Annotated in this window: 15 protein-coding genes; 3 read left to right on the plus strand and 12 right to left on the minus strand. The window is 26.6% G+C overall.

Annotation, left to right across the window (positions count from 1 at the left end; translation table 11 throughout):
- Window positions 1-437: 437 nt before the first annotated feature.
- From nifS to galT, 11 genes are all read right to left on the minus strand, one after another.
- Window positions 438-1,604 (minus strand): cysteine desulfurase NifS, encoded by a 1,167-nt coding sequence (gene nifS / locus BMUR_RS03470; RefSeq protein ID WP_013113214.1) that lies wholly within the window; start codon window positions 1,602-1,604, stop codon window positions 438-440.
- A 13-nt stretch (window positions 1,605-1,617) separates the two neighbouring features.
- Window positions 1,618-2,451: a Fe-S cluster assembly protein NifU gene (gene nifU / locus BMUR_RS03475; protein ID WP_013113215.1), complete on the minus strand. Its 834-nt coding sequence runs from the start codon at window positions 2,449-2,451 to the stop codon at window positions 1,618-1,620.
- Between the two features lie 99 nt (window positions 2,452-2,550).
- Window positions 2,551-2,727 (minus strand): (2Fe-2S)-binding protein, encoded by a 177-nt coding sequence (locus BMUR_RS03480; protein ID WP_020005591.1) that lies wholly within the window; start codon window positions 2,725-2,727, stop codon window positions 2,551-2,553.
- 178 nt (window positions 2,728-2,905) lie between these two features.
- On the minus strand, window positions 2,906-3,361 hold the full coding sequence (locus tag BMUR_RS03485; protein ID WP_013113216.1) for a hypothetical protein: 456 nt from the start codon (window positions 3,359-3,361) through the stop codon (window positions 2,906-2,908).
- A gap of 49 nt (window positions 3,362-3,410) precedes the next feature.
- Window positions 3,411-4,532 carry an MGDG synthase family glycosyltransferase gene (locus tag BMUR_RS03490; RefSeq protein WP_013113217.1) on the minus strand — a complete coding sequence of 374 codons (1,122 nt, stop codon included), beginning with the start codon at window positions 4,530-4,532 and terminating at the stop codon, window positions 3,411-3,413.
- 262 nt (window positions 4,533-4,794) lie between these two features.
- Window positions 4,795-5,910 carry an MGDG synthase family glycosyltransferase gene (locus BMUR_RS03495; RefSeq protein ID WP_013113218.1) on the minus strand — a complete coding sequence of 372 codons (1,116 nt, stop codon included), beginning with the start codon at window positions 5,908-5,910 and terminating at the stop codon, window positions 4,795-4,797.
- Between the two features lie 145 nt (window positions 5,911-6,055).
- Window positions 6,056-7,720, minus strand: coding sequence for a S1 RNA-binding domain-containing protein (locus BMUR_RS03500; protein ID WP_013113219.1), 1,665 nt, complete (start codon window positions 7,718-7,720; stop codon window positions 6,056-6,058).
- Between the two features lie 49 nt (window positions 7,721-7,769).
- On the minus strand, window positions 7,770-8,441 hold the full coding sequence (gene cmk, locus BMUR_RS03505; RefSeq protein ID WP_013113220.1) for a (d)CMP kinase: 672 nt from the start codon (window positions 8,439-8,441) through the stop codon (window positions 7,770-7,772).
- Window positions 8,442-8,580: 139 nt separating this feature from the next.
- Window positions 8,581-9,069 carry a hypothetical protein gene (locus tag BMUR_RS03510; protein ID WP_013113221.1) on the minus strand — a complete coding sequence of 163 codons (489 nt, stop codon included), beginning with the start codon at window positions 9,067-9,069 and terminating at the stop codon, window positions 8,581-8,583.
- A 95-nt stretch (window positions 9,070-9,164) separates the two neighbouring features.
- Window positions 9,165-10,160, minus strand: a complete 996-nt coding sequence (locus BMUR_RS03515; RefSeq protein ID WP_013113222.1) for a glycosyltransferase family protein — start codon at window positions 10,158-10,160, stop codon at window positions 9,165-9,167.
- A complete protein-coding gene (gene galT / locus BMUR_RS03520) occupies window positions 10,161-11,135 on the minus strand; it encodes a galactose-1-phosphate uridylyltransferase (RefSeq protein ID WP_013113223.1) in 975 nt (324 codons plus the stop codon). It lies immediately after the preceding gene.
- 396 nt (window positions 11,136-11,531) lie between these two features.
- Here galT and BMUR_RS03525 point away from each other — a divergent pair, with 396 nt between their 5' ends.
- The 3 genes from BMUR_RS03525 (at window position 11,532) to BMUR_RS03535 (ending at window position 14,628) form a co-directional block, all read left to right on the plus strand.
- Window positions 11,532-12,452: a glycosyltransferase gene (locus BMUR_RS03525; protein WP_013113224.1), complete on the plus strand. Its 921-nt coding sequence runs from the start codon at window positions 11,532-11,534 to the stop codon at window positions 12,450-12,452.
- A gap of 28 nt (window positions 12,453-12,480) precedes the next feature.
- Window positions 12,481-13,491 carry a glycosyltransferase family 8 protein gene (locus tag BMUR_RS03530; RefSeq protein WP_013113225.1) on the plus strand — a complete coding sequence of 337 codons (1,011 nt, stop codon included), beginning with the start codon at window positions 12,481-12,483 and terminating at the stop codon, window positions 13,489-13,491.
- Between the two features lie 69 nt (window positions 13,492-13,560).
- Window positions 13,561-14,628 (plus strand): glycosyltransferase family 2 protein, encoded by a 1,068-nt coding sequence (locus BMUR_RS03535; protein ID WP_013113226.1) that lies wholly within the window; start codon window positions 13,561-13,563, stop codon window positions 14,626-14,628.
- A 5-nt stretch (window positions 14,629-14,633) separates the two neighbouring features.
- Here the strand turns inward: BMUR_RS03535 and BMUR_RS03540 are convergent, their stop codons facing one another.
- Window positions 14,634-15,638: a glycosyltransferase family 8 protein gene (locus BMUR_RS03540; RefSeq protein WP_013113227.1), complete on the minus strand. Its 1,005-nt coding sequence runs from the start codon at window positions 15,636-15,638 to the stop codon at window positions 14,634-14,636.
- Window positions 15,639-15,650 lie beyond the last annotated feature (12 nt).

A 15,650-nucleotide genomic window follows, 5' to 3' on the forward strand; every position in this document is an offset into this window, starting at 1 on the left:
TACATAAGCAATTATAATTTATAAATTATAAATTTCTATATTAAACTATTTTAGAAACTAATTTTATCAATATTCATAGTTTTTTAATTTAATATTTTTTATTATAGCTGCATATTTGTCATGCATAATAGGTAAAAGCTATGCAAATATCTAAATTTAAAAAATATAAAAAAACTATAGTTAATTATATATGCCTAAACAAATATAGTTTGTAAAAAATTAATTTTTTAAATTTATATATTAGCATAACTTTACAGTTGTTTTACCCCAACTTATTTAGTAGTGCCACAAATAATCATTTTCTATGTGCCATAGGCAAGCGAAGTCTGGAAAAATTAATAAAAAATTGACAAACTTAAAAATTTTCAGCATATATAAAATAATAAAGCCTATTATATTAATTATAATAGGCTTATAATTTCTTTTAATATAAAATCTTAATCTTTATAAGGTGATATATCTCTAAGTCTAGCGACTATTTTTTCTATAGCATCAGCAGTATACATCATCTCTTCCATAGTATTATCCAAAGACATAGAAAACCTTGTAGAACTATGAGCATACTCAAAAGGTACTCCCATAGCCTGAAGTACTGGAGAAGGCTCTAATGTACCAGATGAACATGCACTTCCGCTTGAAGTACAAATACCATATCCGTCTAATAAAAGAAGTACAGCCTCCCCTTCTATATTTTTAAAACTTATATTTGCAGTATTACTTACTCTATTAGCACCTTTTCCATTAATTTTTATATCGGTTATTCTTTTAGTAACTTCTGCCTCTAAAGCGTCTCTAAGTTTTGAAGTATGTTCAATAAATCTTGGAAGCTCGGCTTTAACCATAGAAGCAGCTTTACCTAAACCAATAATATAAGGCACATTTTCAGTACCAGCACGGCGACCTCTCTCCTGATGACCGCCAGTCTGAACAGTCCTTAACTTAGTACCATTTTTTATATATAAAGCACCTATACCCTTAGGGGCATGTATTTTGTGTCCTGCTATAGTAAGCATATCAATATAAGGCTCATTTTTCATATTAAGAGGAAGTTTTCCTGCAGCCTGTACAGCATCCACATGAAATACTGCACCTGCATTTTTTACTATCTCTCCAATCTCTTTTATAGGAAAAATTACACCTGTTTCATTATTAGCATACATTATAGATACTATTGCGGTATTTTCGTTAATGGCACTTTTTAATTCATTAATATCTATATTTCCGTCATTATCTACTGAAAGATAAGTAACTCTGTATCCATGTCTTTCCAAATCTTTGCATGTTTCTATAACAGCAGGGTGTTCAACTTTTGTAGTAATAATATGATTTTTAGTAGGATATGCTTCTATAGTTCCTCTAATAGCCATATTATCGCCTTCGCTTCCGCATGATACAAAACATACTTCAATAGGCTCGCATCCTAAAAAATCAGCTACCTCACCTCTTGCTCTCTCCATTTCTTTATGTACTGCACCTGCTGGAGTATACATACTTGAAGGATTAAAATACTGATCTTTAAAATAAGGAAGCATAGCCTCTAATACTTCTTCATAAACTCTAGTTGTAGCATTGTTATCTAAATATATTATTTTTTTATCTGCCATATACTGCCCCCAATCAAACGCCTACAACTTCCAAATCTTTAGAAACTATTTCCTGCAATTTAGGCTCAACAAAACCTTTCAAAGTATTTTTAGAAGAAGCACAAGAAGAACAAGCTCCTTTAAACTCTATCATTACTTTATTACCGTCAACATCTACAAGTCTGCAGCTTCCTCCATCCATTTTAAGCATAGGATTAATAACTCTTTCCAAAGCCTCTTCTATTTTTTTAACTTTCTGTACTGTAGTAAGCGGTGCATTTTTAGCCTCTCTTTCCATCTCAGCAAGCTCTTCATTTAAGATGTCCTCAAGTTTAACTTTACAAGCTCCGCATCCGCCGCCTGCTTTAGTATAGAAAGTAATTTCCTCTACAGTTTTTAGTTTGTTTTCTCTTATAGCTCTTTTTATTTTTGTATCTGTTATACCGAAACATTTACAAACAATGGCACCTTCATCATGCTCATCTTCTTCTGTTGCAATTCCTCTGTAGTTATTGATAGCTTTTTCCAAAGTTTCCATTCCCATAACAGAACAATGCATTTTTTCTTCTGGAAGTCCGCCAAGCTCCATAGCTATATCTTTATTTGTAATTTTAGCAGCTTCATCAAGAGTTTTTCCTTTAATCATCTCTGTTAGAATACTGCTGCTTGCTATAGCAGAAGCACAGCCGAAAGTTTTGAATTTGGCATCCAATATTTTATCGGTGTCTTTGTCTATTTTTAATGTTAATTTCAATGCATCGCCGCAGACTATACTTCCAGTCATAGCCTCTGCATCAGGATTTTCTATTTCTCCTACATTTCTAGGATTAATAAAATGATCTCTTACTTTATCTGTATATTCCCACATGTTCCTACCTCCATCTAAGTTAATTATTAATATACATAAAATATATTAATTTATAATTGGGATATAAAATAAATATAATTTTTTTTATTTTTTAGAAATTTATTTATTCATTTCATTTAAGATTTGTTTGATAGCTTCCTGACAGCCGCCGCAGCCTGTACCTGCTTTAGTAGCTTCAGAAACCTGTTCTACTGTTTTTAATTTTTTTGATTTGATAGCATCTCTAATCTGACTTTCAGTTACAGCCATACAGAAACATATTGTCTTATCTGCCATTTTGATTCTCCTATTATCTAATTTGCAATTTATTATAGAAAATAGAAAAAATATGAATATTCACATTAATCTATTTTATAACCTTCAAAGTTAGAGAATTATAACATTTTACCAAATAAATATCAAGTGCATTTAAATATTAGTGAAATATTTTACTTATTTTTATATAAATAATATTTTACATATTAATAGTTTCTATCAAAATAGCTTCAGGTTTATAATTTTCAATGTTTTCAATATTAATCAACCTAAAACCATTTCTCACAGCATAAAATCTTATATTAGCACTTGGAAGACTTTCTGATAGAGATAATATCAAATCAAATACCTGATAAGGATAATTCTCTTCAAGAATCTTTTTCAAAGACATAAACATTTTTAAAGATAAACTCAAAACCTGCTTTATATCTCTGCTGTTTGCTATATATATTTCATTATTATCCCATTCAAAATTAGTTAAGTTTATTTCTTTAGAAACAACAGAACACATACTGCAGTCTGATTCATTACTAATAACCCAATATTTTTCATTGTTAGAACTTACTCTTTCAAACACAGAATAATAATTTTTTAATTCTATATTAGATAAGTCAATATCTGAAAGTAATCCTTTCATCTTTTCATTACTAAACAATTTACTATAACCTCTTTATTATCATTTTTGATTTTATTATAAAAAAATTTTATTTATTTTCAAGCTCACTAGCGATATATTTAACTATCTCCTCTCTTACATCTCTGCCGTAATAATTAAATTGTGCCTCTCTAATTTTAAGCAGTCTTTCTCTGCCATTTGCTATAAGCATATCAATCTTATCAAAAATATCATTTGTAGAAATAGTACTGCATCCTAAATTATTTTTTTCTAAATATAAAGGAGTAGCTTCTTCCTGTCCGGGTAAAGCCCCCATTGATACTATAGGTATAATGCAATTAATAGCTTCAGAAACTGATAATGAACCGCATCTAGTTATTAAAATATCGTTACTTTGAAACAGTTTAAATAAATTATCAGTATAACCTATTAAATTAATATCTATAGGATAGTTTTTAAGTTTTCGTTTTATATTTTTATAAATATTTCTATTTCTTCCGCATACAACAGTAATATAGCAATCATATTTTTCATTGAGCTTTCTTATTATATAATATATTCTTGAAGATTTTTCAGAATTGTTTAATAAAAGAATTTTTAACTTTTCATCTAAATTTGTATTTTTTCTTAAATCTTCTATATTAGAATAAACAGATGAAAAATGTTCTCTTACGGGTATTCCAAATGTTATAACTTTTTCTTTGTTTATACCATTCTCTATTATAAAATTTGAAGCTTCATAAGATGGGCTTATGATTTTATCTGTCCTATTATCTAACCAAATATGGCTTATACTTATTATATCAGTTATCAAAGTATAAAATTTTATTTTATAATTATATTTCTCTAAAATATCCAATACACTTCCATTAAATAATGGATGAACACTTAATATCAAATCAGGCTTATAACTATCCAAAAGCTTAACTAACTCTTTTTCTATTTTTTTAGAAGTATTTTTATTAAAAAAACTAACATTTTTATCTGACAATAAAAATAATGCTGACCACATATCTGGAAAATACTTGACAGAAGGATTATATAATTTCTCAAATGATGAGAATATTTTATCTGCTAATTGAAATCCATTTATTACTTTACACTCTATTTCATCTTTATATAATTTTTGAAACCCTTGAAGTATAGCGGTATGAACACTTTTATGTCCATGTCCTGTATATTCTGAAGATATTATTAAAATGTTTTTCATAATTTTTTCCTTTTTATTATTTATGAGTATAAAATTATTTAGTACAGTAAAATAATTTAGAAAAAATTATGCAACACCAAAAAGAAAGGTAATTCTATAAAAACAAATGATATAACTATATTATTATGATTTGCGATTTGCGATTTGCGATTTGCGATTTGCGATTTGCGATTTGCGATTTGCGATTTGCGATTTGCGATTTGCGATTTGTAAAATATTCATCATCATAATATTATATAGCAAAAATAGTTATTGTCAATATTTATAATATAATATCAGCAATATATTTAACTATCTTTTCTCTAACATTTCTGCCATAATAATCAAACTGGTTTTCACGTATTTTTATAAGATTTTCTCTATTATTTTGAATAAGCAAATCTATTTTATTAAAAATATCATCAGTTGAACTAGTATTATAACCAAGTCCATTTCTATTTAAATATATTGGATTTTCCTCTTCCTGACCTGGTAATGCCCCCATAGATACAACGGGTATTAAACAATTAACTGCTTCTATAATAGCCGTAGGACCTGATCTAGTTATTAATATATCATTTTCATGAAAAAGTCTAGGAAGTTCATTAGTATATCCTATTATTGTAGGGCTGTAGCTTCTTGAAGAAAAAAACTCTCTTAATTTATCATATGTTCTTTCATTTCTCCCGCATACAACAGTTACTTCGCATTTAAATCTGCTGTAAAGACCATTTATTATATATATAAGTCTTTTAACTTTTTCTGAATTATTAAGTAAAAGTATCTTCAATGTATCGTTGATATTTGTCTTCTCTCTTATTTCTTCTTTACTATTTAATAAAGCACAAAAACCTTCTCTAACAGGAAGTCCAAATGTAACAATCCTTTCTTTATCTATACCATTTTTCATCATATATTCAGAAGCCTCATTGGAAGGACTTATTATTTTATCTGCTCTATTATCAAACCATAATTTTGTTATAGTAATTAAATCAGTAATAATAATAATAAATTTTATATCAATGTTTTTCTTTTTAAGAACATTAAGTAAACTTCCGCTAAACATAGGATGAACATTTACTATTATATCAGGTTTATAATTTTTAACTATTTTCAAAAAACGTCTTTTAATAGTTAAAGAATTATGTCTATTGATAAAATTTTTATTTTTAAAAGAAAATTTGAATATATTATTCCATAATTTAGGGAAATATTTAACACAAGTATTATATAGCCTTTCTGCTGCTATTAAATCAGGACCTCCAAGAGTAAAACCATTTATAACCTTGCATTCTATTTCTTCCTTGTATAGAGAGCCAAAAGCTTGAAGTAAAGCAGTATGAACACTTTTATGTCCATGACCTGTATATTCAGAAGATATTATAAGTACTTTTTTCATAGCAACTTCCACCTTACATACTAAAAGAATTACAACTATAATATTTATATATTATACTCCAATGAAGCTATTTGTCAATAATTATAAAAAATCCTAATACTATAATTATAGTATTAGGATTAAAAAATATTTAAACAATATTTAATTAGTTATTTATGTTATCAAAAGGATTATAAGTTAAAGAAGTAGGTTCTGCTTTAGAGATATAATTTTGAGTTTCCTTTTTATTTTGAGCTTCCATATACTCTCTTCTTGAAAGAGATATTCTTCTTTTACTTTGATTAACTTCTCTTACAACAAAAGGATAAGTTTCACCAACTTTAACAACTTCTTCTAAAGTACTTCCTTTAGGAATCTCAACCTGAGAAACATGCATATACCCTTCCAAATCATCTTCCAAAGCAACAATAGCTCCAGAATCAACTATAGCTTTAACAGTACCATCAACTATAGAACCTTGAGGATGAGCTTTTTCAAATAATCTCCAAGGACTTTCTTTAGTATGCTTATAGCTTAACTTGATTCTTTGTTTATCTCTGTCTATAGACATGATAACCATATTAACATCTTCACCCTCTTTAATATAGTCTTTCATATTAACTATATTATTTCTCCAATCAAAATCGCTTATATCACATATACCTTCCAACCCATTAGGAAGTTCGAATACAGCAAAGTTTTTTATTATTCTTTTTACTTTACATTTTACAGCAGATTTTACAGGGAAATCTTTTTCAACAGTATCCCAAGGATTTTCTTTTACTTGTTTTAAGCCCAAAGTAAGTTTTCTTTCAGCTGCATTCATATCAAGTATTTTACATTCTAAAAAAGCACCTTTTTTAACGAAATCGCTAGGATTATTAACATGAGAGTTCCAGCTTAAATCAGAAACATGAACTAAACCTTCTATACCGTCAGCAACTTTAACAAAAGCACCGAATTTTTTAACATTAGTAACTTCACCCTGAATAACATCGCCTATATGATACTGCTCAACAAATTTACCCCAAGGATCTTCATCAAGCTGCTTAATGCCTAAATCAACTTTTTTGTTTTCTTTATCTATATGGAGAACTTTAAACATTCTCTCTTCACCTTTGGATATTATAGATTTAGGATTAATAACCTTATCCCAAGACATATTAGGTATAGCAAGAAAACCGTCAAAACCCGGAGTAATTTCTATAAATGCACCGAATTTTTCTATATTTTTTACTTTACCATTAATAATATCATTTTCTTTAAGATTATTTAAGAAACTTTCTATGCTTGCATTTTGTGTTTCTTCTAATAAAGCTCTTCTTGATACTACAACGTCTCTGCCGTTTTTCTTAATTACTCTAAACTCATACTCATTGCCTATATAATCAGTTTCTTTAATTCCTCTCGCTATATCTATTTGAGAAAACGGACAAAAAGCCTGATGTCCCATTATAGATACTTTAAATCCGCCTTTAATAACCTCTTTAACTACACCTGTAACTGTACTATTATTTTTAACAGCATTATCTATTAATTCTTGAGATTTCCTCTTATCTATTTCGCTTTTAGATAAAATAACATAACCTTTATCATCTTCTCCTGAAACAATAGCTTCTATTTCTTCACCAATAATAGGCTCTTTATCAAATTCATTTCTTTTAATTTTACCTTCAGATTTAGATTCAAAATCTATAAAAACGTCTGTATCGTCAAATTGAACTACTTTACCTTTAATGATTTTTCCTCGGCTCAAAGAAGTATTATCACTTCCTTCCAAAGCCTTACGAAATTCAATTTCATCATTTGATAGATTTTTATTATCTTCCATTGTTCCTTCTCCCTCCTGCACTTTCACAGGTTAAAAATATATCCAACTGTTAATTAGATTGTTTATTTAAAACCACATTAGTGATTTTTTCTGCAACTTCATCTATAGTCATACTTGTAGTGTCAATAATATATGCATTATTAGGAACCACCAGCGGACTATCTTTTCTATTTGAGTCAAACTCATCTCTCTTTCTTATACTTTCTCTAACCTCTTCATAAGTAAGTGTTTTTCCTTTGGACAATTCTTCATTATATCTGCGTCTTGCTCTTTCATCTAAAGAAGCGTCCATATAAAACTTATATTTAGCATTAGGAAAAACTATGCTGCCTATATCTCTGCCGTCTACTACATAATTACCGCCTTCAGCTATTTTTCTCTGTAAAGATACCATATTTTGCCTTACAGCACTGATAGATGATACTTTGGATACTAAATTGACCACTTCGGAACTTCTTATCTCTTCTGTTACATCTTCATTATCTAAATATATTCTTCCAGCATTATCAAAACTAATATTTAAATTATTAAGAGCGGATATGACTTCATCGTTATTATCTGTATTAATATTATGCTTAATCATATATAAGGTTACTGCTCTGTACATAGCTCCTGTGTCTAAATATTTAAAAGACAATTTCTTTGCTGTTAATTTTGCTATTGTACTTTTACCTGCCCCGGAAGGACCATCAAGAGTGATTATTTCATGTATATCCGACACATATAACCTTTTTTAATTAAAATAATTTTCTATACAATATATCATAAATAATTATAATTTGCAAATTTTTATTTTAATAAAAAGCAAACTTTATTATAATTTTTAAATATTTTCTAATAAATAATATATACTATTAAAATTATATATAAAAATTGACAGCAAATAGTATATCCGTATCTGTATAAAGATCTGAATAAGATGCGGACAAATCTCTTATCATAGAATTATAATTAACATTCATTGTAGATGAGTATGAAAATGATACAGACAAATCTTTACTGCCCTGAACAAAAAAATACTCTATCGTTTTTAAAGTTCTAAAAAAATCTAAATAACTTATATGAGTACTTACATCTTTATTATATCCCATAAACTGATAAAGCTCTAAAAAAATACCTAAAATAGGAAGTTTCTTCTCAACTATTAAAAAAGTACTTAACATAGGAAAGCCTAAAGTACTTAAATTCATAGAATAGTCTTCAAATGATATATCGCTTATATCAGCAACATCGTCCCGTAACCCATTTTCATTAAACGGGATAAAACTTCCATTTACATTAAAATTATAAATACAAAACAAATTGCTTGTACATACTCCCAATATTAATAATATATACTTGATATTCATTTTTTTACAAACCTAAAATTAATTTAATAAAGGATAACCATTATTTTTTATTTTTACAATATGTAATTATCTTTATCTATTATAAATTTACAAATTTATCCAAAAGATTTATATTTCTTTACAGAAAATTTGGCTATTCTTCTAAATTTCGTTACAATTCTTAAAATACCGTAAAAAAATCCAAATCCGTAAAAAAAGTGTGTTATAAAAAACATAAAAGGATATACAAAAATACCCCTTATTTTATTAATAATTCCATTATCATTTAAAGCATATATAAAGCCAGTAAGCACCGTCAATATTATGTAAACATATAATGGAAGAAAATAAAATTTCATTATGTTTACTTGAAAAATAATGTATAATGCCAATATTATCGGACATAAAACTATATAAGCTGAAAATAAGGCAGGCAAAGTGAATATTAAATTTTTACTGTTAAAATCTCTAAATAGCTGCTCAAGTCTTCCTCTGCCGTAATTAAGAAGCATTTTTATATACAATTTCAAATTCGCTCTTGGAGGTCTTTCTACTACTATCTTTGGATTATATATTAATTTATACCCAAGTGAAAGTATCTTATCTATCAAAGCATTTTCTTCATTAGGATATAAACTCTCATCAAAAAGCCCAGCCTCAAATAATACATCACGCCTTATAAATAAATTGCAAAGTATAACGTCCCTATCAGTACCCTCTTTTATATCAGTATTATTAACTCTATATCTATTAGCTATAGGTCCAACTGCATAATAAGAACGCATACATCTGTCAATATACATTTCAACCAAAGAGCTTACCTTATGAACTGCTGGTCCTCCTACTATAGCAACTTTTTCATCACCTTCAAATATAATACTTGCTTCTTTCATATTATCAGCACTTACTATAGAATCATTATCTATAAAGTATATTATATCGCCCAAAGACTGTTTAATACATTCATTTCTCTGAACAGTAGGATGCGTACCCTCAGCCTGAAAAATTTCAATATCTTCCTTAGGGTAATTAGAAAGATATACCCCTGCTAATGTCTTCTCTATATTTTCACCAATCCTATGAGGAATGACAACTGTAATTTTTAAAGGCACTTACATTCCCATATATCTAATATATGCTGTTCTTAACTGAGCAGCCATTTCTTCAGGGCTTGTAGGATTGCAAGGAGCCCAAGCACCGGTTTCTGAAGAAGCATTAAATTTCTGTTTTTCTTTGCTCCTCATAGGAGGGAAAAACTCTATATGATAATTCCATATATCATTATAATTAAATCCATCATTTACTGGGGCACTGTACATACACATCATATATGGAAACTTTGTATCAAATAATAAATCTAATGTAGAAGCAGCCTTTTTTAAAGCATCAGCAAGCGATAAACTTTCTTCTTTATTAAAATCAGTTATTGAAAGTGTTTTCTTTTTAGGCATTATCATTATACCATAAGGATATTCTGTAGCAAAAGGCAAAAAACATATAAAATGATCATTTTCAAAAATTACTCTTCTATTGTCTTCCAATTCTTGTTCAAGCATATCCATAAAAAGATTTCGGCAGTTAGTATTATAATAGCTGGAAGCCATTTCTATTTTTCTTCTTATTCTTAAAGGTATCCAACTGTAGCCGTATATTTGCCCATGAGGGTGCGGCATAGTAACCCCTACAACTTCACCTTTATTTTCAAAAGGCATAATATATTTTATTTTTTTATTTTCGGCTATAACTTTCATTCTCTCCTGCCATAAAGCCACCAATTTGGCAATATGCTCTACAGGAAGTTCCGGTAAAGTAGTATTATGATCTGGAGAATATAAAATTACCTCGCATTTACCTATAGAAGGGGCTGTTTTAAACATTTTACCATTATCTACTTCATCTGGATAAGGAGGTTCAAATGATAAGGCAGGAAAATCATTATCATATTTGTAGACATCATAACTATCAGGGACCTTTCCGCTTCCCGGACAAAACGGACAATAATCTTTAGGCATCTGTGGGCGTGCCTGTCTATGACTGGCTATCATAACATAATCTCCAAGCAATGGGTTGTAACGCAATTCTGCCATATTCATTTCTCCTTATATGATTATATTCATTGATATTTGTTAATATCATTATTTCATTTTTTAATATAAATATATTATATACCTTTTTTGATAATAAACAATACATAAAACATCTATAATTTAAAAATATAAAATTATTAAACATATTTAAAACTTAAAATTAATAGTAAATAAAAAATTAAAGTAATTTTATGTTGATTTTTTTCGTTTAAAAAATTATAATAAATACAAATTTTACAATTTAGAGAGCAAAATGACAACACAACACAACACAACACAACACAACACAACACAACACAACACTAACAAAAAACATTATTATCCAAATTTTAAACCCATATTGTCAGAAAAACAATGTGGGGCTTATGTGTTTTAAATAATTTAAGGCGGTAAAATATGGATAATAAAAAAAAGAAAATCGCTCTCCTTTTATGCTCTACAGGAAATGAAGCTTTTGCAGTTGGAAATGTTATAATAGGTGCTAAAAAATATTTATTTCAAAACTTAAAAGATGAAGATTATGATGTAGTATTTTATACTGACAAATTAGAACCTAATGATGAAAATGCTCTCAAAAAAATTTTCCCTAGAATTATTATAAGAATATATAAGCCTCCATTTAATATTAATGATAATGCATCAGATATAACATATTATACAGCTTTTGCTTATGCCAGATTTGAAGTATTTGATATGCTTGATGACTATCAAAAAATACTTTATATGGATACTGATATGGTAATACAAAAAAATATATCTAATATTATAAACATTGATTGTGTTTTTTCCATAAATCTTTATAAAAATGGAACTATAGATTTAAAGTATAATATGAATGAAAAATTGTTTGAAAAATTAAATAAAAAATATGATCTCAATGTGTTAAGAGGATGTTCTGGAATATTTTTAATTAATGATAATTTTCCTAGATATAAAGAAGCAAAGGAATGGTGCTACAAACAAATAAAAATTTATGAATGTAATGATGAAGATATACTCAATATATGTTTACAAGAATTTAATGCAGAAACAAATACATTAAGTGAACACTATAATTGTATGCCGTATTCTCCAATAGTAAATGATGCATATATAGTTCATTCATTAGGACCTGCTAAATTCTGGAGAGGAACTTATAACAAATTTTGGGAAGAAAATAATAAAGAATGGCTTGAAGCAGGCGGAAACTCTACTTATGAAAATAATTCTAAAAAAAGAAAATTAGTAGATAAAATTGTTTGGTTTATACCTAGTTATAATTTAAGAAATAAAATAAGAGGATTTTTATTGAGAAATATAGGACTTTCAGGAAGATAATAAAATAAATAAAATTAAGGAATATACAATGCAAGATTATAATATATGCCTATGCTCTGATGAGAATTATGCTAAATATATGGCAGTTACTATGGCTTCTATATTAAAAAATACTAATGATGATGAAAATATAATATTTCACATAATAGAATCAAATATTAAAGATGAAACAAAAAATAAACTAATTTATTTAAAAAAAATAAAAAACTGCGAGATTAAATTTTACAGAGTAGAATATAATAAATACCCTCTTGCTACTTATTTAAGGTTATTAATACCAGAATTAATAAAAGATGCTGATAAAGTTCTATATTTAGATTCTGATATAATAGTTAATGGAAGTTTAAAAGAATTATTTGATATAGATATAAATGGATATTATGCATTAGCTGTTAAAGACTTATATGTTGATATATATAAAGAACATAAAGAATTAATAGAAATAGGAAATAATAGAATATATTTTAATGCTGGAGTTGTATTATTTAACAATAAGTCATGTATTGATAATAATATATCGCAAAAGTTTTATTCTTATTTTACTGAGAATAAGAATAAATTAAAATTTCATGATCAAGATATACTAAATCATTGTTTTATTGACAAAGTAAAAATCATAGATAGAAAATGGAATTTCATGCCGTTTAGAGATTATAATACAAAATCGCATTACCCTACTAAAGATGATGCTGTAATTATACACTTTGTAGAACATAAACCTTGGAAGACTCAAAAAGACAGAACATATTTTTTAGATGACTATTGGAGATATTATCAATACACTCCTTGGTTTTTTGAAGAACCAATAACTGCTATACAAACTATGATGCAGCAAAAAATGTATGATTATGAAGATATAAGATTTAGAAGTAATTATTTTAAATTCTTTGGTATATATGCCAATAGTTCAAAACTGCAAATAGTTATTTTCGGCATAAGAATAACTATAGATGCTGTTGATTATAGAAATATTTTAAAAATAGCATGGTGGATACCAATAAAAAAATGGCGTGAAGCTTTTAAAAATAAATTCAGATAATTATTTTATTAATCAAAATGGTAAAATTAATATTATATTAATAATAGTATTTTAGTACGGAATATAAAAATGATAAAAGTAAGTATAATAATATTAGTATATAACACTAAACAATATTTAGAAAAATGTTTAAATAGTGTAATCAATCAAACTCTTAAAGAAATTGAAATTATATGTATAGACGATAAAAGTACAGATAATAGTATTGATATTATAAAAAATTTTCAAAAAATAGATAATAGAATAATACTTATAGAAAATAAAAAAAATATGGGTATGGGATATAATAGAGATGTTGGGATAAAAATAGCTAAAGGCGAATACATAGGTTTTGTGGATTCTGATGATTATATAGATGAAAACTATTTTTATGAATTATATAACACCTCTAAAAAATATGATGCTGATTTAACAAAAACAGAAAATATAGAAATATATAATAAAAATTATGAAAGAAAATCCAATCTAAAACATAAAAATGAAATTATAGAAGAAGGATTATATAAATCATCTATTAACAATTTTATAATTTCTCTTAATAATTATAAAAATAGAAATATTACTGTGGTAACAACTGTATGGAGCAAATTATTTAAAAGAGAATTTATTTTAAAAAACAATATAATGTTTAATTCTATAAGAAATGGTGAAGATCTATGCTTTGTATTAACTGTATTAGCTTTTAATCCAACTATAGCTATAAATAATAGAGCGATGTATCACTGCGTACAAAGAAATGAGGCTGGAGTAAATGTAGTTAATAAAGATTATATAGGAAATATTGTAGAAATTTCTCATGAATCTCTAAAAGCATATTATAATAATAACAGACAATATATTGGTTATGTATTTGATATCATTATGTATATGTTATTTAATACTATAAATGAATTATATTCAAAAGAAAGAATAAAAAAAGAATATGAAAGAATATATGAACTATTTAAAAATATAAACTTAAATAAAAATGATTTAAAAGTATCAAATGTATATCTAAAAAACGCTTATTTTAAAACATTAGAAAAAAATAATTATGAAGCTTTTTACTACTATTTTGTAACTTTATATAAACAATTAAGAAAATCTATGCCGCATTTTATATTAAAAATATTAAGAAATAAAAACATTATACCATAAAAATATTAATCTAAAATATCACTTCTAAATTTATCTCTTAATTTTTTTATAGGTATCCACCAAGATATTTTTTTTACTGTATCAAGATTAAGTTCTATTGTAATTTTTATAAAAAACAATACTATCTGAACTTTATCTTTATTTTTATAAAAACCTAAAAATTTTACTCTATTAACATTCAATTTTAATTCTTCATAATCATTTACTTTCTGACTAATCATTATTTTTACTGCATCTAATGTATTTTCTCTACACCAAGGAGTTAATTGATAATATTTCCAAAACTCATCTATAAAAAAAGCTTTAGAAGAAGTTTCTTTCCAAGGCTTTTCACCTGCATAATGTATAATATTAACTAATGATATATCCGGAGCTTTACTATATACTTTTTTATGTGAAAGAAAATTCCATTTAGAATCTACAATTTTTACTCGTCCCTTTATTATCCTATTTAAAACATCCTGATCAGCATGACCAGTATTTCCAAATTTTGAATAATCATCATAAAAAAGATTTTCCAATTTATCATCTCTCCATAATTTATTATTAATCATAAGCATGCCGGAATTAAAATATATATCATTTACATTGAGTCCATGCATATTTTTAAAAGAAATAATACAATTCAAAAAAACATCCTCACATGCAAGAGCATAATAATTACTTATATCTATTTCAAACAATTCTTTTAAACTATTTAAAACTATAGTATCACAATCTAAATATAGCAGCTTATCAACATTAGGTATAAGAGAAGGAACATTTAGTCTAAAAAAATGAGGAGCATCATATTTATAATTCATATTGTTAACACTATAAAATATGATATCACAATTCTTTATATTTTTTAATGATAATAATTTATTTTTATTTTCTTCTGTTATTCCGCCGTCTAATAAATGAAAATATATTTCCTCATCTTCTTTGGAATTTGAAAGTATAGAGGCAATAGTTGTACCCATATACTTAGCATAATTATCATCTGCCGATAAACATATATCCATTCGCATAAAAATTACCCT

Origin of the sequence: Brachyspira murdochii DSM 12563, from assembly GCF_000092845.1 — a bacterium.
GTDB lineage: Bacteria > Spirochaetota > Brachyspiria > Brachyspirales > Brachyspiraceae > Brachyspira > Brachyspira murdochii.